The organism is Pseudomonas sp. CFBP13528, assembly GCF_005233615.1.
In the GTDB taxonomy this organism is placed as follows: domain Bacteria; phylum Pseudomonadota; class Gammaproteobacteria; order Pseudomonadales; family Pseudomonadaceae; genus Aquipseudomonas; species Aquipseudomonas fluorescens_AM.
The window spans coordinates 129,324-152,897 of sequence record NZ_QGAJ01000012.1; the positions used below are offsets into that span (position 1 = coordinate 129,324).

Sequence of the window (23,574 nt, forward strand, 5' to 3'; positions counted from 1 at the left end):
ACAACAATAAGGACACTGCCATGAACGCCATCAGCCTGGAACAGACCGAACGCATCTGGTTGAACGCCTACCTGCCCGGCGTGCCGGCGGACATCGATGCCGCCATCGAGGATTACCCCTCATTGCGCGAAGTGTTCCTGGAGCACCTGGAAAAATTCCGCGAGCGCGTGGCCTATGTCAGCATCGGCACGCCAATGACCTACGCCGATTGGAACATCCAGGGCCACGCCTTCGCCGCCTGGCTGCAGGGCCAGGGGGTGAAACGGGGCGACCGTGTCGCACTGATGATGCCCAATTGCCTGCAGTACCCGATCTGCCTGCTGGGCACGATTCTGGCGGGCGCGGTGGTGGTCAACGTCAATCCGTTGTACACCGCCCATGAACTCAAGCACCTGCTCAAGGACAGCGGCGCCGAGACCGTGGTGATCTTCGAAAACTTCGCCCACACCCTGGAAAAAGTTGTGTCCGGCAGCAGCGTCAAGCGCGTGGTGGTGGCGGCCATCGGCGACTTGCTCGGCACCTTCAAGGGCGCGGCGATGAACTTCATCCTGCGCAGCGTGCAAAAACAGGTGCCGGCTTTCAGGTTGCATGGTTCCGTGCGTTTCAACCAAGTGCTCAAGCAGGGGCGGGGGCTGACGTACCTGCCGGTCAGCCTGGACCGCGATGAGCTGGCGTTTGTGCAATACACCGGCGGCACCACCGGCGATGCCAAGGGCGTGATGCTCAGCCATCGCAATATCATCGCCAACCTGTTGCAGGCCAAGGCCTGGGTCGGCGATCAACTGGACCAGGACAAGCAGGAAACCAACGTCACCTTGTTGCCGCTGTACCACATCTTTTCCCTGACGGTGAATTGCCTGATGTTCATGTGCCTGGGCGGGCGCAATATCCTGATCGCCAACCCACGGGACGTGAAGCGGGTGCAGATGATCCTGCGCAAGGAGCGCTTCAACGGGATCGCCGGGGTCAACACGCTGTTCAACGGCCTGCTGGAGAACAAGGAATTTTGTGCGCGGGACTTTTCCGACCTGCGCCTGGTGATTGCCGGCGGCATGGCCACGCACACGGCGGTGGCCAAGCGCTGGAAGGACGTCACCGGCGTACCGATCGTCGAGGGCTACGGGCTGACCGAGTGCTCACCGGTGGTGAGCATCAGCCCCATCGACATTCATCGTATGCGCGAGATGGCATTCACCGGCAGTATCGGCGTGCCCTTGCCGTCGACCTGGGTGCGCTTCATGCGTGAAGACGGTGAACTGGCCGAAGTCGGCGAGCCGGGCGAATTGCAGGTGCGCGGTCCGCAAGTGATGCAGGGCTACTGGAAGCGTCCGAAGGAAACCGCCGAAGTGCTGGACGCCGAGGGCTGGTTGTCCACCGGTGATATCGGGGTGATGGATGAACGCGGTTACATTCGCCTGGTGGACCGCAAGAAGGACATGATCCTGGTCTCTGGCTTCAACGTGTACCCCAACGAAATCGAAGACGTGGTGGCGATGCACCCAGGGGTGGCGGAAGTGGCGGCGATTGGCGTGGAAGATGGCGTGACCGGCGAGAGGGTCAAGATCATCGTGGTCCGCAAGGACCCGAGCCTGACCCAGGAGCAGATCCTCGCTCATTGCCGGGAATACCTGACCGGGTACAAAGTGCCGCGCTATGTGGAGTTTCGCACCACGGAATTGCCCAAAACCACGGTGGGCAAGGTACTGCGCCGAGCCTTGCGCTGATAGTGAAGATGACTGCGATCAAATGTGGGAGGGGGCTTGCCCCCGATTGCAGAGTGTCAGTCACCGAATCATTGGCTGACCCACCGCCATCGGGGGCAAGCCCCCTCCCACATTTAGATCGAGTTCACTTGGACCCAGCGTTCTTCTTTGGACGCAATGCGAATCGCCGTCGCCAGCCGCTCCACCGCCCACGCCGCCTCAAAATCAGTGCCATCGCCACGTTGCCCCGCCAGCGCCATGATCAGCTCCTGCACCTCCAACGTCTTGAGCTCGTTGTAGCCCAACTGATGCCCCGCTGCCGGGCTGAACGCGGCATAGCCGGGCAGGGCAGGGCCGGCGAGCAAACGCTGGAAACCGTCCTGGCCGACGCGGCACAGGCGCAGTTCGTTCAAGCGTTCCTGGTCGAACGCGAGGGTGCCGAGGGTGCCGCTGATTTCGAAACTCAAGTGGTTTCTGTAGCCGTGCTTGAGCCAACTGCTGCTCACCGTGCCGCGCGCGCCGTTGGCAAAACGCAGCAGGGCGTGCACCTGGTCATCCACGGCGATGGATTTCAATTCGCTGCTGCCTTGGGAGGCCGGCCGTTGCGCGTGGACGGTGTGGGTATCGGCGCACACGCTGACCACTTCGCCGACCAGATAACGGGCCATCGACAATAGATGGCTGCCGAGGTCCGCCAGTGCGCCGCCCGCGTGTTCCACCTCACAGCGCCACGACCAGGGCGAGGCCGGGTCGGCCATGAAGTCTTCGCTGAACTCGCCCTGGAAACTGATGATCTCGCCCAGTTCGCCGCTGGCAATCATCTGTCGCGCCAGCACGATCATCGGGTTGTGCTGGTAGTTGTAGCCGACGCGCGTCACCACTCCGGCCGCGCTGGCCGCTCGACGCATCGCATCGGCCTGTTGCAGGCTGACCGCCAGCGGCTTCTCGCAATACACCGCCTTGCCCGCCGCGATCGCGGCCATGGCCATGGGGTAGTGAAGGTGGTTGGGCGTGGTGATGGCTACTACATCGACCCTGGGGTCGTCGATCAGGGCCTGCCAGTCGGCATGGGCCTGGGCAAACCCCCAGGCACTGGCGCAACGCTGTGCGCGTTCGCTGTCGGCATCGGCCAGCGCCGCCAGTGCAAGCGTGACCGGCAATTCGAAGACCGCCCGGGCGTTATTGAACGCCAGCGCGTGGGCGCGCCCCATGAAGCCTGTGCCGATCAAGCCGATTCCGAGTTCACGCATCGCCGTGGTCCTTTGGATTATTGTTTTCGGGAAGCCTATTAATGGAATAAATATTCTCAATATTCAATAGATAGAATAAAAATTCATTAGGGTGGCGATCACCAGGCGCAGGCGAATCATCATTTCAGCTGATGCAGCGATATTCAGCTTGTGGCCAAATGCCGTCAGTTAACAAAAGATAACGTAGCGCCGATTGTCAGACGATTCGAAAGCCCGATAGGATGGCCCGTGCTTGTCCCAGGCGCTCTAGATTGCAGGTTTCAGAGCCCTGCGCCAGGCGACACGACCTAACAATAATAAATGGGAGAAAGGTCTATGAGTGAGCCTGTCATGGGTTGGGATGTTTGCCGCCCACGCGCCGCACGCAAGGTTGCGTTGCTGGCCACAGCGCTCTCGCTGTTTGGAGCCGTCGCATTACCGGGTATTGCCCAGGCCGCCAGCGATACCCCCGCCGCGGCGGCGTTTGCGATTGAATCCCCCAAGGCCGCCAAAGGCCTGATGATCGATGTGGTCCACGCCGGCAAGCGCCTGGTGGCGGTCGGTGATCGCGGGCATATCCTCTATTCCGATGACCAGGGCAGCACCTGGGTTCAAGCCAAAGTCCCCACCCGGCAACTGCTCACGGCGGTGTTCTTCGTCGATGCCGAGCGCGGCTGGGCGGTTGGCCATGATGCGCAGATCCTTGCCAGCAGCGACGGCGGCGCCAGCTGGACCCAGCAATACCAGGACCTCAAGCGCGAAGCGCCGTTGCTCGACGTGTGGTTCAACAATGCCAATCACGGCCTGGCCGTGGGCGCCTATGGTGCGCTGATCGAGACCTCCGATGGCGGCAAGACCTGGCAAGACGTCAGCGACCGTCTCGACAACGAAGACCAGTTCCACCTCAACGCCATCGCCTCGATCAAGGACGCCGGCCTGTTCATCGTCGGCGAGCAGGGCAGCATGTTCCGCTCCAGCGATGACGGCCAGACCTGGGAAAAACTCGAAGGTCCCTACGAGGGCTCGTTGTTTGGCGTGATCGGCACCGCTCAGCCGCGCACCCTGCTGGCCTACGGCCTGCGCGGCAACCTTTACCGTTCCACCGACTTTGGCAGCACCTGGGAGCCGGTCGAGTTGAATGCCGCCCGGGGTGCCCTCGAATTCGGGCTGTCGGGGGCGACCGTGCTCGATGACGGTTCCATCGTCGTGGTGGGCAATGGTGGCAGCGTGGTGGTCAGCCACGACAATGGCCAGACCTTCAGCGTATTCAACCGCCCGGACCGGATTTCGCTGTCAGCGGTGACGGCGGCAGGTAATGGCAACTTGATTCTGGTTGGGCAGGGCGGCGTTCGCGTCGCCACGGCCACCGGCGCCGAACCGCTCCTGAATAAAGAGCCAAAATAAGAAGAAGGCGGGAAATATGAGCAGTCATCACAACGATAAAGCGACCTTTCTTGAGCGCCTGATCTTCAACAACCGCCCGGCAGTGATCGTGATCTGCCTGCTGGTGAGTGTCTTCCTGTTCTGGCAGGCGACGTTGATTCGCCCGTCCACCAGCTTTGAAAAGATGATCCCCCTCAAGCACCCCTTCATCGAAAAGATGATGGAGCACCGCAATGACCTGGCCAACCTGGGCAACACGGTGCGCATTTCGGTGGAGGCCAAGGACGGCGACATCTTCACCAAGGAGTACATGGAAACCCTGCGGCAGATCAACGACGAGGTGTTCTACATCTCCGGCGTCGACCGCTCGGGCCTCAAGTCGCTCTGGAGCCCCAGCGTACGCTGGACCGAAGTGACCGAAGAAGGCTTCGCCGGCGGTGAAGTGATCCCGCAGAGCTACAACGGCTCGCCGCAAAGCCTCGATCAACTGCGCAACAACGTGCTCAAGTCCGGCCAGGTCGGGCGTTTGGTCGCCAACGATTTCAAATCGAGCATCGTCGATATCCCGCTGCTGGAGTCTTATCCGGACCCGCAGGACCAAGGCAAGTTGCTGGCCCTGGACTATCGCAAGTTTTCCCATGAACTCGAAGACAAGATCCGCGACAAGTTCGAAGCCCAGAACCCCAACGTCAAGATCCATATTGTCGGCTTTGCCAAAAAGGTCGGCGACCTGATCGACGGTCTGGTCATGGTGGTGCTGTTCTTCGGCGTCGCGTTCGTCATCACCCTGGTTCTGCTGCTGTGGTTCACCCACTGCCTGCGCAGCACCATTGCGGTGTTGAGCACGACCTTGGTGGCGGTGGTCTGGCAACTGGGGCTGATGCACTTCTTCGGTTTCGGACTGGACCCGTACTCGATGCTGGTGCCATTCCTGATCTTCGCCATCGGCATTTCCCATGGCGTGCAGAAGATCAACGGCATCGCCCTGCAATCCAGCGAGGCGGACAACGCGCTCACCGCCGCGCGGCGCACCTTCCGGCAACTGTTCCTGCCGGGGATGATCGCGATTCTCGCCGACGCAGTGGGCTTTATCACGCTGCTGATCATCGACATCGGCGTGATCCGCGAACTGGCCATCGGCGCCTCCATTGGCGTGGCGGTGATCGTGTTCACCAACCTGATCCTGCTGCCGGTGGCGATTTCCTACGTCGGCATCAGCAAGCGCGCTGTCGCCAAGAGCAAGAAAGACGCGAATCGCGAACATCCGTTCTGGCGCCTGCTGGCCAAATTCGCCAGCCCCACCGTCGCCCCGGTGTCGGTGCTGCTGGCCCTGGTCGCGTTTGGCGGCGGCCTGTGGTACAGCCAGAACCTGAAGATCGGCGACCTCGACCAAGGCGCGCCGGAACTGCGCCCGGATTCGCGTTACAACAAAGACAATAACTTCATCATCAGCAACTACTCCACCAGCTCCGACGTGTTGGTGGTGATGGTCAAGACCCGCGCCGAAGGCTGCTCGCGCTATGAAGCGATGGCGCCCATCGACCAGTTGATGTGGAAGATGCAGAACACCGAGGGCGTGCAGTCGGCGATCTCGCTGGTGACCGTGTCCAAGCAGATGATCAAGGGCATGAACGAGGGCAACCTGAAGTGGGAAACCCTGTCGCGCAACCCGGACGTGCTGAACAACTCCATCGCCCGTGCCGATGGCCTCTACAACAACAATTGCTCGCTGGCGCCGGTGCTGGTGTTCCTCAACGACCACAAGGCCGAAACCCTCGACCGCGCGGTGCATGCGGTGCAGGACTTCGCCAGGGAGAACAACAAGGATGGCCTGGAATTCATCCTTGCCGCCGGTAACGCCGGGATCGAAGCTGCCACCAACGAGGTAATCAAGGAATCGGAGCTGATCATCCTGATCCTGGTGTACCTGTGCGTGGCGACCATGTGCATGATCACCTTCCGCTCCTGGGCGGCGACCCTGTGCATCGTGCTGCCGCTGGTACTGACCTCGGTGCTGGGCAACGCGCTGATGGCGTTCATGGGCATTGGCGTGAAGGTCGCGACCTTACCGGTGGTGGCCCTGGGCGTCGGCATCGGCGTGGATTACGGCATCTACATCTACAGCCGCCTGGAAAGCTTCCTGCGCGCCGGCCTGCCGCTGCAAGAGGCGTATTACCAGACGCTCAAGTCCACCGGTAAAGCCGTGCTGTTCACCGGCCTGTGCCTGGCCATCGGCGTGTGCACCTGGATCTTCTCGGCGATCAAGTTCCAGGCCGACATGGGCCTGATGCTGACCTTCATGCTGCTGTGGAACATGTTCGGCGCGTTGTGGCTGCTGCCGGCACTGGCGCGGTTCCTGATCAAGCCCGAGAAGCTGGCGGGGCAGAAGGGCAATTCGTTGTTTGCGCACTGAGCCAGGTTGCCCATAGGCCATGTGGAAAAAACGCCCGACCTGGCTCGTCGGGCGTTTTTACTTTCTACTTGTCGATGGCGGCGTCTTGCCTTGTTCTGAAGGCTATGCGTCGGTCACGGTGGGCGAAATCTGGGCCCTGCGAGTGCGTTCGCTGGACAGTCGCTTGAGCACGCTACCGCCTTTCACGCGCAGCCTCATATCGAACGACCAATTGCCTTGTTCGTCCACTTTCACGCGAGGTCCACGCGTACTTGTATTATCGCGAACGATCGCCATACGTTCGTCGTCCAGCATGACGACCTTGAAACGAATCCCATGGATAATCAGGTGCCAGGCGTTGTCGATCAGGTACAGCCCGCGGTACGGGCCATCCGGCGATGCTGCAGGTAGCTCTTTGAAATAGGCAACGCCGAAAAAGCTGGTTATGTTCGCCCAATGCCCATACGGCATTCTGTTTCGGAAATAGGTGTATTCAAATTCCAGTGCTGAATCGAGCTTTTTGTTGGCTCCTTCGTAGTAGCCAATCACGTTTTGCGTGAGTATCACGTTGCTGTGGAGCTGCTGGCCCTGCGGGGATTGGCGAGGTGCGGGCAGGCGTAATGCGCGGTCTTTGAGCAGGCAATCCACGGGCTCGGAGGTCGTCGCAACCGGCATGCTTTCGGCGAGCAGGTTAGCCAGGTTGAGTGTCAGATCGGCTATGGCCACTTCTCGTGCGACGGGTTCATTGCTGTTGAGTGCAGGCAGATCAGGCGTCAATTGATTCACCAACGTGCCAAGCCAAGTAGTCAGCAAAACAGGTGCTCGGTGTTGCGCCAGCAATAACGTATTGAAGGGGCCGCCGCCCATTTCCAGTAAGGCTGTCCAGCGTCTTTTTTTATTCAGCGACGCACTGTCGCCCCCCACATCGATCAGCGCTTCTACGAGGTAGTAGTAGAGGAAGGACTGTGCGTTCGAGAAGCCCATGGCTGTCAGCGAGCGCTCTACCTCGCGTTGATCGGCCAGTTGTGCAGCAGGTGGAGGTGAAACGGGTACAAGCGGGTCATCCTGAGAAACATCAAGATGATGGGGCGCCAGGAAGCCACCGTTTTCGTAGACAGTCCGTGCCTCATCGGGCAACCAGGCCAGCACACTGTCTTGCAGGTCTCCTGGCTGTGAGATGGCATTCAACAGCGCGTCGCGTGTGGCGAACTCACAGAACGATTGTGTATAAAAAGGGCGGTACAGCAGCTGGGGACCTTGGGTCCGGTCCTGCGCTTCGATGAGGAACATAGCGCTGACTACGTCAGGCTCAGCTGCAGGCGCGCGCAACAGGGCCAACGGTTGGATGATCACCGACGGGGTGTCGGCGAAGCCTTCGCTTGCGATGGAGGGTTCGTTGATGGGGTGCTGCAACAGCGTGGCAAGGTATTCGGCGCCCAGTGCGCTGACGCTGCTCGGTTGTTTCAGATGTAACTCCAGCGCCTGCAGCGGTAATTGATAACATAACTGGGCGACGAGCTTGCGCCGGCGCTCGAAAACCTCTGGGGTGTAATCCAATAACTGTGTTTCCAGGTAGTCGGAATAAGCCTTGCCGATATCCAGTCTCTCAATCAGCCCGCCGGTGCGGGTGATGAAGTCCGCCGTCAACCAGTCGGGCAGGGCCAGCCCATCATGGTGTGCCAGCGTGATGGCGCCAGCGGGGCGGCCCTTCAGGCAGGTGATGACCAGTTCCGTCAGGCTCATCGACTGGGTGGAGACGCTCTGGGACGTGCCTTCGGCGTCAGCAACAAGCGTCACGGTGACAAGCACTTTGTCGGGTGCATATGTCTGGGGTAGCGCAGCCTCTTCGTCGCTCGCAGGCATGCTTTGCTGCTCGGCGTCGAGCGCCGTTGCCAAGGCGGCGGCGGTGAAGGCGTTGATGTCCGTGATGCCGCTGAGAAAAGTATGGCCTTTGCTTAGCAACTTGCTGTTAGCCAACCCCAGGCTGTAGCGGGAATAGTTTTTCTTAGGCATGGGCGAGGCGTTTTGGAGCCAATCCGGCAGATGCTGGCGCAGAGCATTTTGAAACTGTGCCTGGACTTGGGTCGTCTTGGCAAAGTAGAGCGCAGGGTCGCTGAGCTCATGGTAAAGCGCTTGCAACTTGGCCTTCCCGAAGTCGCAGGGCAGTTGCACCGCTTCAATGTCCAGCAATTGTTGATTCAGGACCAGTTCGGCTTGATGCCCGAACGCATCGCCATAAATTTCGTAACGCTTGCAGCTCAGCGAGTTGACGCGGTATTGAGCGGTGAGGGCGCTGCCCCAATGCTGGTTGAAAGCATCCATCGAAGCAAATGTCTCGATTTTTCCACCTGGATGACATAACAGAACGACCGTGCGCGTATCGACGGTACGCTCCAGCAGCAACTCGGGAGCAAATAGAACCGAGTTGCCGCTGGCGCTGTTCAGGTAGGTTTCCAACTCGTAGGCAAGGGTGTTGCTTTTGTAGTTGTTCGACCAGCGAGGATAGCTCTCAGGGAAGTCAATGATCTGTTGTACCGTCTCGCGTTCAATATCACTCAAGCCTGGCTGGGTCAGAACTGAAATCTGCAGCGCTTGCACAAGGCTGTCAGTGAGTAAACTCCAGCGGCTGGGTTGCTCGCCGGACGGGTTCCAATAGGCGGTCAATGCCTGTTGCAAGCCGATCGGCAGCGACCAGGTCAGTTCGCGAATCAGTGCCTCGATCTGCATCATGTCAAGCGCGTCACCGGCGGGGGTGGTGATGGGCGTGGGTGCCTGCTCAGTGAGGAAAAAGGCGTACGAGCCTACCGCACGAAAGTCCAAGGCGGCCCCTGTTGCCAGATAGTCCAGCGCTTTTGTCGTGAGGCATTCGTAGGTATAGCTTCCATCGGCCTGGGGGATGGCTAACTGGGTGCGAGGAAGGTCCAATGCCACGCCGGGATATTTTTGCGTAATGGTTGTCGCCAATATGTGCTGGATCACGGACTCAAGACTGGGGCGGCCGGCGAAAAGTGCATCGACGGTAGCTGCCATGTTGGGGTATTGCGTGAGCGTCACGTCGGTGGTCTGTGGCTCGTCGGTGGGTGGTAGCAACATATAGGTGTCTCCACGATTGGTTGATCGAACATCATGCGATTGATGACGAGTTAACGCCGATCTCGTGGAGAAGGAGGGGTAGCCGGGTACCTCAGGCTGCGCGCTGGGGTTTTGTGGCTGTTGCCAGCGCTGGGGCGGTTGCTGATCAAAGGTGTAAAGCTGGCGGGGCAGGAGGGTAAGCGGCTTTTGCCGAGCATGCCACGTTGTTCGTCCGCCACAGCCTGTGGACTATCGGCTGCCGCCAGCAATGAGGCGTAGCAGCACCGCGCTGCGCCTTGGTTTCCAGGTATGTCAGGTGCTCTCTGAGTTGTTCGATAAGCTAGTGTTTTGCCGGGTACTGCGCCGACGTTCGGTGGTTATACGCGTGAGAACCGTGCCGCCGCTCAGGCGCAAACGCAGGTCTGGCGACCACTGGTTTTGTCCGTCCCGTTTGAGATGGGGCCCTGGGCGAGTCGTGTCCCTGTCGTCGACTATCATCACCCGCTCGCCCTCCAGCAGGTTGACCCTGTAGAGAAAGGGGTCGATAAATGCATGCCAGACGCCTTCTATCACATACAGCCCTCGACGCGGGCCGTAACGTATAGGTTCGGGCAGTGTGTCAGGACGATCCGCGTTTAACCTCATTACGTTCCACCACGCATACCTCGACAGTTTGTTTTTGACGTGGGTGTATGAAAACTCTAAGGCAGAATTGAGTTTTTTGTTGGGTCCAAGATAGTAGCCTTCGCTGTGCTCGGTCAGCGGTGCGCCTTGGGTGCGTGGCCAGTGTTCCGGTGCCAGGCGAGGTGCGAGGGGGCGCATTACGCGGTTCTTCAATGTGGTTTCCAGAGGCGCGTGAGGGGTGCCATTTGGGGACCTTTCGACGAGTAATATGGCCAGGTTGACTATCATTTCGGCGGTCGCTGTCTCTCGTGCAACGGGGTCTTGGCTGTCGAGATTGGGCAAATAAGGCCGCAATTGGTTTGCCAGCTCGCACAGCCAAGGTGTGAGCAAGACAGGGTCTCGCCGCTGCGGCAGTAACAACGCATTGAACAGCGTACCGCCGGTTTCCAGCAGTGCGGTCCAGCGGTGGCTTGGCTGGGGCGTTGAGTTGCCATCGGCCTCATCGACCAAGGCCTTGACGTTGCAGTCGTAAAAGTAAGGCAGCAACTGTTCATAATATAAATAGGGCAGCTGCTCGTTACCTACAGGCACCGCCAATTGTGCGGGGGTGGGAGGATCATCCGGGACAGGCTCGTCATCCAGGCCACCCGGCGGAATGTGCGGCGTTTGGAAACCACCCTTGTCATAGATTGCACGTGCTTCGATGGGTAGCCACGCCAGTACGCTCTGTTGCAGGTCTGTGGGCTGTGCGATCGCCTCCAACAGGGCTTCACGGGTCGCAAATTCGCGTAAGGACTCGGCGTATAGCGGGCGGTAAAGCACATGCGGGCCTTTCGTAACGTCCCACGCTTCAATGATGAACATGGCGTTGACCACGTCCGGTGCTGCTCCCGCTTGGCGCAACAGCGCCAACTTACGCATGACGATCGACTGGTTGTCTACAAAGCGTTCGCCCTGATCTTCCAGCAATAGCGTGGCGACGTAGCGGACGCCCAAGGCGCTGATACCGCCCTCATTTTTCAGGTGCAGCTCAAGCGCCACCAACGGTAGTTGGTAGCGCAACTGCTCGGCGAACAGGCGCTTGCGCTCGGTCACTTCCGGGGCGGGGCTCAACAGGCGCGATTTGAGGTATTCGGGGTAAGTCTTGCCGATGTTGATCGTTTTGATCAAACCATCGGTGCGGGTGATGAAGTCCGCCGTCAACCAGTCGGGTAAGGCCAGACCGTCACGATGTGTCAGCGTGAAGGGCACACGAGGGCATTCCTTCAGATTGGTTATGGCCAGTTCGGTCAGGCTCATTGGCGTGCCCGCCACCGACTGCGTTGTGCCGGAGGTGGCGGCATTGTGGGTAAAGGTGAGCAGCACTTTGTCGGGGGCATAGGCATCGGGTGACGGAGCTTGCTCGGCGCCCGGTTGTGCGCGTTGTTGCTCTGCACTCAGGGCCCTTGTCAACGCATCAACGGCAAAGGCCTGAAGATCCAGGATATCGCTGAGAAAGGTACGGCCCTTATTGAGCAATTTGCTGCTGCTTACCCCGAAACTATAACGGCAGTAGTCTTTTTTCTGAGCCTCGGAGGCGCCGTGCAGCCACTGCGGTAATTGCGGGTTCAGGAAACGCTGATACTGCGAATTGACGTGGGTTGTGCTGGTAAAACAAGACGCTGGGTTGCTGAGTTCATGGTAAAGCGCTTGCGCAGTGGTCTGGCCAAGGTTACAGGGCAGGCGCACGGCTTGGACGTTGTTCAACTGCTGATTCAGGATGAGTTCTGCCTGATGCCCGAACACATGGTTCTGAAATTCGTAACGCTTACAGCGTATTGAGTCGACGAGGTAGTGGTCGTTGATCCGGGCGCTCCAGTGCTGGTTGAACGCAGCCATCGAGGCAAAGGGTTCGATTTTCCCTCCGGGATGGCATAACAGCACGGTGGTACGTGTCCCGACGGTGCGCCTGAGCAACAGCTCAGGGGAAAACAGAACCGCGTTGCCGGTGCTGCTGCTCAAGTAGGTTTCCAGCTCGTAGACCCGTGTTCTTTGTTCTACGTATTTTGTAACGCGCTGACCATTGTCAGGAAGGTCGATGATTTGTTGCACAGACTCGCGCTCGAAATCGGTCAGCCCCGGTTGTCTCAGGGTGCTGATTTGCAGCGCTTGCGTGAGGGCATCGCTGAGCAAGCTCCAACGACTGGGTTGTTCGCTGATCGGGTTCCAGTAATCGGTCATTGCGTCCTGTAGCCCGATCGGCAGCGACCAGGCCAATTCGTGAATCAGTTTCTCGATTTGTTTGATGTCCGGCGTCTCGCCCGCGGGTGTCTTGACGGGGTGGGGGACGTTCTCGGTGAGGAAAAATGCGTGTGCCCCAACGTCGCTGAAGTCTATCGGTGCTCCCGTTGCCAAATAGTCGAGGGCTTTTGTCGTGAGCCGCTCGAACGTATAACTGCCGTCGGCAGCGGGCATGGCCAGTTGCGTACGGGATAGATTCAGCGCCAGGCCCGGATATTTTTCGTCAATAGTTGCGGCCAGTGTCTTCAGTACAACGCTTTCAAGGTTCGGCCTGTCTGCAAACACAACGCTGACGGCGCCGGCCATGCTGGCGCTGTCAGTGGGTGGTGCGTTGGAGGGGGACGGTTGCATTAAGAGAGACTCCACGTTTGTCGATCAAACATCACAGTGATGCTCGACTACTTAACGCTGATCTCTCGGTGAAGAAGGGGTAGACGGTTACCCCATGCTGGTCAGGGGCTTAGGTTGATGCAGCAATTTGCCCTATCATGAGGTCTTTCCCCTTGATGATTGATGTCATGACTGCCGACACCGCTACTTTGCTCGATGCGTTTAAAGATTGCCAGATGGTCGAAATTGATGGGTTGCATACCTTTGATTTCAGCCTGGATGACCAACTGCTGCTGATCACCTGCATGGATGGCCGCGCCGAGAAACGCTGGAGTTTCAGTCTGGAGCAAGTCAACGCGGCGGTGTTTGATCAAACCTTGCAAAGCTGGACCCTTACCGGTGACTCGGGCGAGCATCGCCTGGTTTGCATGAGTGGTGTCACCGGCAACAATAACGACGAGGACGAAGCGGATGATGATGCGTAAATTCTGGCCCCTGCTGATGGCCGGCAGTGTTGGCGCGATGTCGGTGCAGGCCGCACCGGCCGATACCCATGCACTGTTGGTCGGCAGCTATACCGCCGGCAGCAGCGAAGGGATCTATCGCCTGCAATTCGACAGCCGCACCGGGCAGTTCAGCGGCAAGCCGGTGCTGGCGGCGAAAACCGCCAACCCGTCCTGGCTGACGCTTTCCAAGGACCAGACGCAGCTGTTTGTGGTCAACGAAAACGGTCCGGGTCAGGACGATGTGGTCGGTCGCGTCAGCAGCTACCGCATCGATCCGCAGAACCATCAGCTCACCCTGATCAATCAGGTGCAGAGCCTGGGCAATGAGCCGACCCACTCCAGCGTGGCCGCCGACGGGCGTTATCTGTTTGTCGCCAACTATTCGGTGGTGGAAGACCCGGGCGGAAGCCTGGCGATTTTGCCGCTGGACACCCGCGGCAAGCTGTCGGCGCCGGTGCAGTTGAGCGGGCACCCGGCCAGCGGTGTGAACCCTGAACGCCAGGCTTCCAACCACGTGCATTCGGTGGTGTCGTCGCCGGACGGCAAGTATGTATTCGTGCAGGACCTGGGTGCGGACAAAGTGTTTGCCTACCGCTACGACCCCAAGGCCAACCACGAGCTGCCGCTGACCCCGGCCGAGCCGGCCGCCGTGCAACTGCCACCGGGCAGCGGCCCGCGCCACTTGCTGTTCAGCGCCGATGGCAAGCACGCCTGGCTGACCACCGAGATGAGCGCCCAGGTGGCGGTCTTCGACTACAACGATGGCAAGCTTGCGCAAACCCAGTTGGTGGATTTCGCCGCCGGCCAACCGGTGTCCGATAAAGCCGGCGCTGCGCTGCACGCCTCCAGCGATGGCAAGTTCCTCTACGTCAGCAACCGTGGCACGGCCAATCAACTTGTCGTCTTCAGCATCGACCCGGCCACCGCGCACCTCAAGGAAATCCAGCGTCGCTCGGTCGAAGGCGACCACCCGCGCGAGTTCAGCCTGGACCCGAGCGGCAAGTTCCTGCTGATCGCCAACCAGAAAAGCAATGAAATCGTGGTGGTCGAGCGCGACCCCAAGACCGGCCTGCTGGGTAAAACTGTGCAGAAATTGCCGATCGATGCGCCGAGTGACCTCAAGTTCCTGGTGCGTCAATAAGCCACAGGCCCCAAGACGCGGGGCCTGAGCTTTACTATTAATTTTATTGATGACGGCTACTGTTTCAAAGCATTTCTAAGGTTCAACCCTCGGGCGTAAGTTGGGTTCCAAGGCCTCCCCGGCCACCAAAACGAACGCACACGAGGGTTACCGCTATGAACTTCAATCTTTTCTCGATCATCGCCGCTTCCGCTGTTTCCGCGACTGTTGCACTGCCGGCTGCAGCCAGCGTGGAAGTCACCGGCAAACAATCCAGCACCACTGCCTATACCCAGAAGTACCTGCAACAAAGCGCCAACTTCTATGCTGCGCTGGATCACAAGATCCGGGGCTAACACAGATCAACCTGTGGGAGGGGGCTTGCCCCCGATTGCGGTGGGTCAGCTACAGATAAGCAGACTGACACATTGCCATCGGGGGCAAGCCCCCTCCCACAGGTTGATTGATGTTGGTTTTAGGGTTTTGCCATCACTGCCATAAACAGCTGCGACTCCAGAATCCGCTGCAGCCACGCCTGAAGCCGCCGATACGGCGCTCCCGCAAACCATTCGCGATCCACATGAGCGAACTGCCGTACGAACGGCACCACGGCCGCGTCCGCCAGGCTCAGGTGCCCGGCGAGCAAGTACTCACGCTCCGCCAGCAAGTCCTCCAGCTTCTGCAGGAACACCTCACCCTCGGCCCGATAATGTTCCATCGGTTGTTCGGGGTAGCGCTCGGCGTACTTGTATCGATTCAAGTGATGTTTGAACACCTGGTCATTCTCGGCGATCAACGCCAGCACCGCAGGGTCGCCTTGCAGCATCCAATCGTCGGGATCGTGCTGCGCCAAGGCCCATTGCATGATCTCCAGGCTTTCCTCGATCACCCGGCCGTCAAGGCTCAACACCGGCACGGTGCCCTTGGGCGACAACGCCAGCATTTGCGCCGGTTTGGCCTTGAGGCTCACCTCGATGATCTCGACCGGTACGCCTGAATAGCGCAACGCCAACCGCGCGCGCATGGCATAGGGGCAGCGCCGGAACGAATACAGCAGCGCCTCGCTCACTTGACCTCCAGGGTGCTCAAGCCGTTGCCCTGGCGCTTGACCTGGATCTGCACCGGGATGCGTTCGTGCATTTCCTGCACGTGGGAGATCACCGCCACCTTGCGCCCCTGGGCCTGCAAACCGTCCAGGGCATCCATGGCCAGTTGCAGGGATTCGGGGTCGAGGCTGCCGAAACCTTCGTCGATAAACAGCGACTCGATCTTCAAGGTACTGGAAGCCATCGAGGCCAGGCCGAGGGCGAGCGCCAGGGAGACGAGGAAGGTTTCGCCGCCTGACAGCGAGTGCACCGAGCGCAGCTCGTCGCCCATCTCGGTGTCCATCACCAGCAGGCCAAGCATGCTGCCGCCGCGTTTAAGGCGGTAGCGGCGCACCAGCTGGCGCAATTGCACGTTGGCATGGTGCACCAGCAGGTCGAGGTTGTAGGCCTGGGCGATTTTGCGGAACGTGTCGCCGGTGGCCGAGCCGATCAGCGCATTCAGGCGGGCCCAACGCTGCCATTGGTCATAGGCCTTGGCGATCTGTTCGGCCAGGGCGTGGTTGGCGTCCTGGCGTCGCTGGTCTTCGGCCTGGCGGGCGCGCAGTTCGGCGCAGTGTTTCTCGCCCTCGGCCAGTTGCTGGTTGAGCGCGGCGAGGCTGGTGTCCAGCTGTTCGGCGTCCAGGTTGCCGGTGTGCAAGGCCTGATGCTCGGCGAGGCGCTGTTCGCGCTCCTGCAGCAAAACCTTGGCCTGCTCGACGGCTTTTTCGCGGGTGTGCAGCTGCTGGCGCAGGTCTGTGACCTGGGCCTCGTCGAAGGCCAGCAGACGGGCCAGGCCTTCATCATCAAGCTCGGGGTGCGCGGCGCGCCACGCATTGATACGCGTGTCCAGGGCCTGTTGCTCCGTCTCGAGCGCTTGCTGACGTTCAAGCAGGGCCTTGAGATCGGCGACCAGTTGCACCAGCGCCGTGTGCACCGCGTGCAACTCCTGGCTGGCGTCGGCTTCGCTTTGCCGCGCCTGGGTGACGGCCTGGTCCAGCTGCTGTTGCCACTGTTCGGCACTCTTGTGCTCGCCGAGCAGGGCGCTGAGTTTGGCCTCGGCGTCGTGTTGCTGGGTGCAGAGCTGCGCGACCTGCAGATTCAGTGCTTCCAACTGCTGCTGGCGATGCTGCTGATGGGTCTGTTGTTTTTCAATGGCCTGCTGGCGCGCTTGCTGTTCCGCCAGTTCATCGCGCTGATGGGCCAGTTGTTCGAGACGCTGGCTGACCTGCTGGTCAAGCTGCAGGAAGGTCGCCGCCGGCTCACTGCGCAAGCCTTCCAGGGTGGCGGCGGGCAACAGGCTGGCGAAGCTGGCGAGCTCCGTATCGAGGCGCTCGCGGTCACTGGCCAGGGCGCGCTGCTGGTCGAGCAACACTTGGCGGGCCTGCTGGCTGGCGTCCTGGGCGGTCTGCAACTGCTGCTGCAAACGGCCGGCGTTTTGTTGCAGGTTGAGCAGGGCGCCCTGGCGCTGTTCGTCCTGGGCGATGCTTTGCGTCAGTTGGGCCAGTTGCTGGGCCAGCCAGTCGGTACGCTTGACGGTGTCTTGATGCAACAGCGTCGCGTACAGCGGGTGCGCTTCAAGGCTTGGCGCCAACGCCTGCTGCTGCAGCGCCAGCTGTTCCTGTTGTGCCAAAAATTCCTTTTGTTGAGCGATCAGCCCACCCACTTCGCCGCGTAGCTCGGTGAGTGTTTCCTTGAGGCGCTCGACGGCTTGCTGCGCTGCGGCCTCTTCGCTTTCATCGTGGCGACCCAGGCTCTGCAACAGCGCTTCGGGCTGGTGATACGGATGTTCGTGGCTGCCGCACACCGGGCAGGGCTGGTCATCCTGCAACTGTTCGCGCAGTTCCTCGACGCTGGCACTGCGGGCCAGGCGCTGGCGCTCCAGCAGTTGTTTGGTCACCGTCAGGGTTTGCTCGGCCACCGTCAGTTCGGCTTTGGTTTGCAGGCCGGTCTGGTTCAGTTGCTCGCGTTGCTGCGCCGCGTCGGTGAGTTTTTGCGCCAGGGCGCCGGCCTGTGTGTCGAGCTGCTGCTGACTGCCCCACAAGCGGGCGAGGTCTTCGAAGGCGCGTTGTTGCTTGCGATTGTCCTGCAGGAGGCTGGCGAGCAATTGAATCTGTTCGGCTACCGCGTGCGGTTCGGCGCCGGCCTCCTGGTACAGCAGGTCCAGGGCTTCGCGTTGCTGGGTAAATTGCTCGACGGCGGCGTTGACGCGCTGTTCAAGTTGCGGCAGTTCGGCCTCGCCCTGTTTCAGGCGATTGCCGATTATCATCAGTTGTTGCAGGCGGTCGCGGTAGGCCGTCCAGGCATCGCTCAATGGCGCGAGGGTGGCGCTGCGCTCCAGTTCGGTGGCCAGGCTTTGCAGACGCTCGGCGACCTGGGCCTGCTTGTCCTGCAGGCCCTTGAGCAAGGCTTGGCCTTCGCGGCAGGCGCTTTCATGCTGCTGTTTGTCCTCGGTGCGCTTGGCCAGGTCTTTGGTCAAGTGCGTGAGGGTGGTCTGTTCTTCGAAGGCCTGGCGCAGCAAGGGCGCGGCGTGTGCCTGGTTCTGCTGGGCTTGGGCCAGGGCCGATTGAGCGGCGGCCTGCTGTTGTTGCGCCTGTTCCTGGCGACTGTGCAGCGCGGTTTGTTGCTCAAGGTGCTGTTGAATCTGCGCGGCGAGCGGGGCCAGCAATGCGTCGAGTTCAGCGCGCCGCACGAAGTGATGGCGCTGCGGCGCGAGCTGGTCCAGGCGCGTCAGGTCCTGGCGCTGCTGGCCTTGGCTGTCCCACAATTGTTGGGCTTGCTGCAGTTGCTCGGCGGCGCTCTGCTGGCGCTCCTGCCACTCGCGCAACTCCTTGAGCCAGGTGTGCTGCAACTCCAACTGCTTGAGTTGGGCCTGCCGGGTTTTGAGTTGCTGTTGTGCCTGGCCCAGCTGTTGATCCAGCTCGGCGCGCGCTTCGCCAGACAGAGGCACCACGCCGCTGGCCTGGTCCTGCAACTGTTTGTGAACGTCCCTGGCATCCTTGGCCTTATCGAACGCACGGCGACCCAGTTGGGTATACAGCGCGGTGTCGGTAAGTTTTTCCAGCAGTTCGCTGCGCTCGTTGTCGTTGGCCTTGAGAAAGGCGCTGAACTCGCTTTGCGCCAGCAGCACCGCGCGGGTGAATTGTTCGAAGTTCAGGCCCAGGGCCAGTTCCAGCTGGGTCTTGTATTCGGTTTTCTGACTGGCCAGCAGCTGTTCGCTGTCCAGGTCGATCAGGCTCTGGCGGCTGTTCTGCAACTTGCCGCTGGCCTTGTCGCGCGCGCGATTGGCTTCCCAGCGTGCACGGTAGCGGCGGCCGCTGACGCCGACGAAATCCACCTCGGCATAGCCGCCGCCGGTGCCCCGCCTGAGCAGGGTGCGCGGGTCGCCGATGGAAATGTCGCTGTCGGCATCCGGCATCTTGGCCTGGCCGGTATCTCCCAGGCGCGGCACCGCGCCAAACAGCGCCAGGCACAGCGCATCGAGCAAGGTGCTCTTGCCGGCGCCGGTCGGCCCGGTGATCGCAAACAGACCGGCACTGGCCAGCGGCTCGGCGGTGAAGTCGATTTCGAACGGCCCGGCCAGGGACGCCAGGTTTTTCAGGCGGATGGCGAGGATCTTCATGGCTGTTCAGCCTCCTGTTGCACTTCCTGGAGCAGCACGGCGAAGTCCTTCAAGGTCTGTTCATCCACTTCGCTGCCATAGCTGTCCTGCCAGGCGCGGCTGAACAATTGCTGAGGGGTGAGTTGGTCGAGTTCGACCAGACGCTCTTCGTCACCGTCTTCGCGCGGGCCAATGCCTGCGTATTCGGCGGCGATGCGCACCAGCCGTACGGCCTTGCCTTGCAGGGCGGTTTCGATCTGCTGGCGCAGGTCCGGCTGGGGTTCGTCAAGGCGTACCCGGACTTCAAGCCACGGGTGCCGTTGGGTTTCGGCCAGCAAATCCACATCGGGCAAGTCGGCCAGCTGTTTGAGGATCTCTGCCAGAGGCGCGGCTTCCAGGCGTTGCAGGTTGACCGAGCGCGGAATCGGCAGCGGTTCGACGCTGACCAGTCTTTCGCCCTGGAACGTCACGTCGAGCACCTGGTGCTTGTAGCCGATTTCGGAAAAAGACAGCGGAATCGGCGAGCCGCTGTAGCGGATGCGCTCTTCGCCATTCACCTTCTGCGGCTTGTGCAAATGGCCGAGGGCGACATAGCCGACACTTCTATCGAATAGTTTGGCCGGCAGCGCCTCGGCATTGCCGATGATCAGGCTGCGCTCGGAGTCTTCCGACACCGACCCCCCGGCCATGTGCGCATGGCTGATGGCAATCAGCGCCTGACCTTTTTTGCGTTTGGCATTGGCGGCGGCGATCAGCCATTCATGCACCTGGCCGATGCCCTGCAGGTAATCATCGCCCAACTGCGCGCCCGTGACTTCCGCCGGGCGCAGGAACGGCAGCGCCAGGCACCAGGCGGCGATCTTGCCTTTGGCATCCGGCAACGGGATCAACAGGCGTTCGGCATCCAACTGGCCATCATCGAGCCACAACACCCGGCCCAGGGCGTGGGTGCGCAGGCGGCGCATCAACGGTGCGGGCAGTTCGATGCGCGAACCGGAATCATGGTTGCCGGCAATCATCACAATCGTCAGTGTCGGATTTTGTTCGTGGGCGCTGATGATGAAGTCATACAGGCGCTCCTGTGCCTTGAGCGGCGGGTTGACCGTGTCGAAAATATCGCCGGCGATCAACAGCGCATCCGGGCGATGGACCTTCAACTGGTCCAGCAGCCATTCAAGGAAACAGGCGTGTTCGAAGTCGCGTTCCTGGCCGTGCAGGTTTTGCCCAAGGTGCCAGTCGGAGGTGTGGAACAGACGCAAGGCGAACTCCGTGCAGAAGAGGGAAAGGAGGGGAGTTTACCTGTAAAAGCACACGGGGTGCCTGCAGGTAGGCCCGGATCCAATGTGGGAGAGGGCTTGCCCTCGATAGCGGTGGGTCAGCCTGCTTACCTGAATCTGAAGCACCGCTATCGGGGGCAAGCCCCCTCCCACAGCGATCGCGTTGCTTTATTGGGTATCCGCGCCCCAACAAAAAATGCGCCCCTGAGGGCGCATTTCTTTGTTCGGCCAGCGATCACCCGTCAGGCAGGCGCATTCCAGGCCCGATCACCGTGCGCGTCCTTGATACGGGTCGGCAAGCCCATCACGTCCAGCGCTTTCAGGAACGGCTCGGCCGGCAGTTCCTCGACGTTGGCCATGTGTTTCACATCCCACTCACCACGCGCTACCAGCAGCGCGGCGGCGACCGGTGGCACGCCGGCGGTGTAGGAGATGCCCTGGCTGTCGGTCTCGGCAAAGGCTTCTTCGTGGTCGGCCACGTTGTAGATGAACATCTCGCGCGGCTGGCCATCCTTGGTGCCTTTGACCAGGTCACCGATGCAGGTCTTGCCGGTGTAGCCGGGAGCGAGCGAAGAAGGGTCGGGCAGGACGGCCTTGACCACTTTCAACGGCACCACTTCCAGGCCTTCGGCGGTCTTGACCGGTTTCTCGGAGAGCAGGCCGAGGTTTTTCAGCACGGTGAACACGTTGATGTAGTGTTCGCCGAAGCTCATCCAGAAGCGCACGTTGGGCACGTCGAGGTTTTTCGACAGCGAGTGCACTTCATCGTGGCCGGTGAGGTAGAGGTTCTGCGAGCCGACGACCGGCAGGTCGTCGGTGCGTTTGACTTCGAACATGGTGTTGCTGGTCCACTGGCTGTTCTGCCAGCTCCACACCTGTCCGGTGAACTCGCGGAAGTTGATTTCCGGGTCGAAATTGGTGGCGAAGTATTTGCCATGGGAGCCGGCATTGACGTCGAGAATATCGATCGAATCAATGCGGTCGAAATGCTGTTGCTGCGCCAGCGCGGCGTATGCGTTGACGACACCCGGGTCGAAGCCCACGCCAAGGATGGCGGTGATGTTCTTCTGTTTGCACTCTTCCAGGTGGTTCCATTCGTAGTTGCCGTACCACGGCGGGGTCTCGCAGACCTTGCCCGGCTCTTCGTGGATGGCGGTGTCGAGGTACGCCACGCCCGTGTCGATGCAGGCGCGCAGCACCGACATGTTGAGGAACGCGGAACCCACGTTGATGACGATCTGCGAGTCGGTCTCGCGGATCAGGGCCTTGGTCGCTTCCACGTCCAGGGCGTTCAGCGCGAAGGCCTGGATGTCGGCGGGAACCTTGAGGCTACCCTTGGCCTTGACGCTGTCGATGATGGCCTGGCATTTGGAGATGTTGCGCGACGCGATAGCAATACGACCAAGTTCGTCGTTGTGCTGCGCGCACTTGTGGGCCACCACCTTGGCGACACCTCCTGCACCAATGATAAGAACGTTCTTTTTCAATTGCTTTATCTCTCCTTTATCCGCCAGCTTACGAAAGGCTGGACAGGTAGTCGTCGTAACCAAATTCACGAACCACTTCGACTGTACCGTCGAGTTGTTTCACTACGATGGACGGCATTTTCAGGCCGTTGAACCAGTTTTTCTTGACCATGGTGTAGCCTGCGGTGTCGATGAACGACAGCCGATCGCCGATGGCCAGCGGACGATCAAATTGGTACTCGCCGAAGATGTCCCCGGCCAGGCAGGATTTGCCGCACACCATCACGGTGTGTTCGCCCTCGCTTGGCGCCAGCTTGGCGTTGAGGCGATAGATCAGCAGGTCCAGCAGGTGGGCTTCGATGGAACTGTCGACCACGGCGAGGTTCTTGCCGTTGTAGAGGGTGTCAAGCACGGTGACTTCGAGCGACGCACTGTTGGTGATCGCTGCTTCCCCCGGTTCCAGGTACACCTGCACGCCGTACTTCTCGGAGAATGCTTTCAAGCGTGCGCAAAACGCGTCCAACGCATAGCCTTCACCGGTGAAATGGATGCCGCCGCCGAGGCTGACCCACTGGACCTTGTGCAGCAGCGCGCCGAAGCGTTCTTCGATGGTGCCGAGCATCTTGTCGAACAGACTGAAATCGCCGTTTTCACAGTTGTTGTGGAACATGAAGCCGGAGATCTGCTCGATCACCCCTTCGATCTTCACCGGGTCCCATTCGCCCAGGCGACTGAACGGACGCGCCGGGTCGGCCAGCAGGTAATCGGAGCTGCTCACTTGCGGGTTGACCCGCAGGCCACGGGTCTTGCCTTCGCTGCGCTCGGCAAAGCGCTGCAGCTGGCTGATGGAGTTGAAGATGATCTTGTCGCAGTTGTCCAGCATCTCTTCGATTTCATCATCGGCCCAGGCCACGCTGTAGGCATGCGCCTCACCTTCGAACTTCTGGCGGCCGAGCTTCAACTCGTACAGCGACGACGAGGTGGTGCCGTCCATGTATTGCTGCATCAGGTCGAACACCGACCAGGTGGCAAAGCACTTGAGTGCCAGCAGAGCCTTGGCGCCGGACTGCTCGCGCACGTAGGCAATCTTCTGCATGTTGACCAGAAGCTTCTGTTTATCGATGAGGTAGTACGGCGTTTTGATCATTTTTGAGAGCCTGCGGCGGTGCCTGCCAAAAAAGGACACGCATTGTGCCCGCACTTGGAACAGATCGAAAGGTTAGTGGGCGGAATTTGCGTGCCGGGTTTCAAGCATAAGTCCTGAGTATGACCATCCATGGATGTACACCGCCCTAATGTGGGAGGGGGCTTGCCCCCGATGGCGGTCTTAGGGTCGACCAGGATGCTGGATCAGACCGAGTACATATCCGTTTCTGCGGTCACGGCTGCTTAGGGTTCCGCTTTTACAGCGGGTCACTTTTGGAAAAGAGCCCCAAAAGTAACCAAAAAGGCTCTTGCCCCACCACTCGGCACCTCGCCCAGGCTCGGTGTGCCCGAACGCAGGCTTGA

Annotated in this window: 14 protein-coding genes; 6 read left to right on the forward strand and 8 right to left on the reverse strand. The window is 60.4% G+C overall.

Going from position 1 to position 23,574, the window contains the following annotated elements; all coding sequences use genetic code 11:
• Positions 1–20 precede the first annotated feature (20 nt).
• Complete coding sequence (locus PspCFBP13528_RS20330) at positions 21–1,724, forward strand: AMP-binding protein (RefSeq protein WP_101220527.1); 1,704 nt, start codon at positions 21–23, stop codon at positions 1,722–1,724.
• Between the two features lie 113 nt (positions 1,725–1,837).
• On the opposite strand, the gene PspCFBP13528_RS20335 is transcribed toward PspCFBP13528_RS20330, so the two are convergent.
• On the reverse strand, positions 1,838–2,953 hold the full coding sequence (locus PspCFBP13528_RS20335; RefSeq protein ID WP_137201376.1) for a Gfo/Idh/MocA family oxidoreductase: 1,116 nt from the start codon (positions 2,951–2,953) through the stop codon (positions 1,838–1,840).
• Positions 2,954–3,268: 315 nt separating this feature from the next.
• Here PspCFBP13528_RS20335 and PspCFBP13528_RS20340 point away from each other — a divergent pair, with 315 nt between their 5' ends.
• Both PspCFBP13528_RS20340 and PspCFBP13528_RS20345 read left to right on the forward strand, forming a co-directional pair.
• Positions 3,269–4,336 carry a YCF48-related protein gene (locus PspCFBP13528_RS20340; RefSeq protein ID WP_137201377.1) on the forward strand — a complete coding sequence of 356 codons (1,068 nt, stop codon included), beginning with the start codon at positions 3,269–3,271 and terminating at the stop codon, positions 4,334–4,336.
• 16 nt (positions 4,337–4,352) lie between these two features.
• A complete protein-coding gene (locus PspCFBP13528_RS20345) occupies positions 4,353–6,728 on the forward strand; it encodes an RND family transporter (RefSeq protein WP_101220530.1) in 2,376 nt (791 codons plus the stop codon).
• A gap of 102 nt (positions 6,729–6,830) precedes the next feature.
• On the opposite strand, the gene PspCFBP13528_RS20350 is transcribed toward PspCFBP13528_RS20345, so the two are convergent.
• Positions 6,831–9,800, reverse strand: coding sequence for a DUF6543 domain-containing protein (locus PspCFBP13528_RS20350; protein WP_137201378.1), 2,970 nt, complete (start codon positions 9,798–9,800; stop codon positions 6,831–6,833).
• A gap of 291 nt (positions 9,801–10,091) precedes the next feature.
• Positions 10,092–13,034: a DUF6543 domain-containing protein gene (locus PspCFBP13528_RS20355; protein WP_137201379.1), complete on the reverse strand. Its 2,943-nt coding sequence runs from the start codon at positions 13,032–13,034 to the stop codon at positions 10,092–10,094.
• Between the two features lie 167 nt (positions 13,035–13,201).
• Between PspCFBP13528_RS20355 and PspCFBP13528_RS20360 the strand changes: the two genes are divergently transcribed.
• The 3 genes from PspCFBP13528_RS20360 (at position 13,202) to PspCFBP13528_RS20370 (ending at position 14,995) form a co-directional block, all read left to right on the forward strand.
• Entirely contained in the window at positions 13,202–13,498 is a 297-nt protein-coding gene (locus PspCFBP13528_RS20360; protein ID WP_065952719.1) for a DUF5629 family protein, read from the forward strand.
• On the forward strand, positions 13,485–14,660 hold the full coding sequence (locus PspCFBP13528_RS20365; protein ID WP_065952501.1) for a lactonase family protein: 1,176 nt from the start codon (positions 13,485–13,487) through the stop codon (positions 14,658–14,660). Before PspCFBP13528_RS20360 ends, PspCFBP13528_RS20365 begins: the two co-directional genes overlap by 14 nt.
• 155 nt (positions 14,661–14,815) lie before the next feature.
• Positions 14,816–14,995, forward strand: a complete 180-nt coding sequence (locus tag PspCFBP13528_RS20370) for a hypothetical protein (protein WP_137201380.1) — start codon at positions 14,816–14,818, stop codon at positions 14,993–14,995.
• Positions 14,996–15,114: 119 nt separating this feature from the next.
• Here the strand turns inward: PspCFBP13528_RS20370 and PspCFBP13528_RS20375 are convergent, their stop codons facing one another.
• The 5 genes from PspCFBP13528_RS20375 to PspCFBP13528_RS20395 form a co-directional block, all read right to left on the reverse strand.
• Positions 15,115–15,708, reverse strand: coding sequence for a glutathione S-transferase (locus PspCFBP13528_RS20375; protein ID WP_137201381.1), 594 nt, complete (start codon positions 15,706–15,708; stop codon positions 15,115–15,117).
• Positions 15,705–19,343 carry an SbcC/MukB-like Walker B domain-containing protein gene (locus PspCFBP13528_RS20380; RefSeq protein ID WP_137201382.1) on the reverse strand — a complete coding sequence of 1,213 codons (3,639 nt, stop codon included), beginning with the start codon at positions 19,341–19,343 and terminating at the stop codon, positions 15,705–15,707. Before PspCFBP13528_RS20380 ends, PspCFBP13528_RS20375 begins: the two co-directional genes overlap by 4 nt.
• Positions 19,340–20,581: an exonuclease SbcCD subunit D C-terminal domain-containing protein gene (locus tag PspCFBP13528_RS20385; protein WP_101220535.1), complete on the reverse strand. Its 1,242-nt coding sequence runs from the start codon at positions 20,579–20,581 to the stop codon at positions 19,340–19,342. The genes PspCFBP13528_RS20380 and PspCFBP13528_RS20385 overlap by 4 nt, the downstream gene beginning before the upstream one ends.
• A gap of 260 nt (positions 20,582–20,841) precedes the next feature.
• Positions 20,842–22,086 (reverse strand): saccharopine dehydrogenase family protein, encoded by a 1,245-nt coding sequence (locus PspCFBP13528_RS20390; RefSeq protein WP_137201383.1) that lies wholly within the window; start codon positions 22,084–22,086, stop codon positions 20,842–20,844.
• A gap of 28 nt (positions 22,087–22,114) precedes the next feature.
• Complete coding sequence (locus tag PspCFBP13528_RS20395) at positions 22,115–23,212, reverse strand: carboxynorspermidine decarboxylase (RefSeq protein WP_065887408.1); 1,098 nt, start codon at positions 23,210–23,212, stop codon at positions 22,115–22,117.
• Positions 23,213–23,574: the final 362 nt, after the last annotated feature.

Coding starts and splice junctions, on each gene's coding strand:
- PspCFBP13528_RS20345 (WP_101220530.1), top strand. CDS start 4,353: ATGAGCAGTCATCACAACGATAAAGCGACCTTTCTTGAGCGCCTGATC.
- PspCFBP13528_RS20340 (WP_137201377.1), top strand. CDS start 3,269: ATGAGTGAGCCTGTCATGGGTTGGGATGTTTGCCGCCCACGCGCCGCA.
- PspCFBP13528_RS20370 (WP_137201380.1), top strand. CDS start 14,816: ATGAACTTCAATCTTTTCTCGATCATCGCCGCTTCCGCTGTTTCCGCG.
- PspCFBP13528_RS20355 (WP_137201379.1), bottom strand. CDS start 13,034: ATGCAACCGTCCCCCTCCAACGCACCACCCACTGACAGCGCCAGCATG.
- PspCFBP13528_RS20330 (WP_101220527.1), top strand. CDS start 21: ATGAACGCCATCAGCCTGGAACAGACCGAACGCATCTGGTTGAACGCC.
- PspCFBP13528_RS20335 (WP_137201376.1), bottom strand. CDS start 2,953: ATGCGTGAACTCGGAATCGGCTTGATCGGCACAGGCTTCATGGGGCGC.
- PspCFBP13528_RS20395 (WP_065887408.1), bottom strand. CDS start 23,212: ATGATCAAAACGCCGTACTACCTCATCGATAAACAGAAGCTTCTGGTC.
- PspCFBP13528_RS20360 (WP_065952719.1), top strand. CDS start 13,202: ATGACTGCCGACACCGCTACTTTGCTCGATGCGTTTAAAGATTGCCAG.
- PspCFBP13528_RS20380 (WP_137201382.1), bottom strand. CDS start 19,343: ATGAAGATCCTCGCCATCCGCCTGAAAAACCTGGCGTCCCTGGCCGGG.
- PspCFBP13528_RS20350 (WP_137201378.1), bottom strand. CDS start 9,800: ATGTTGCTACCACCCACCGACGAGCCACAGACCACCGACGTGACGCTC.
- PspCFBP13528_RS20365 (WP_065952501.1), top strand. CDS start 13,485: ATGATGATGCGTAAATTCTGGCCCCTGCTGATGGCCGGCAGTGTTGGC.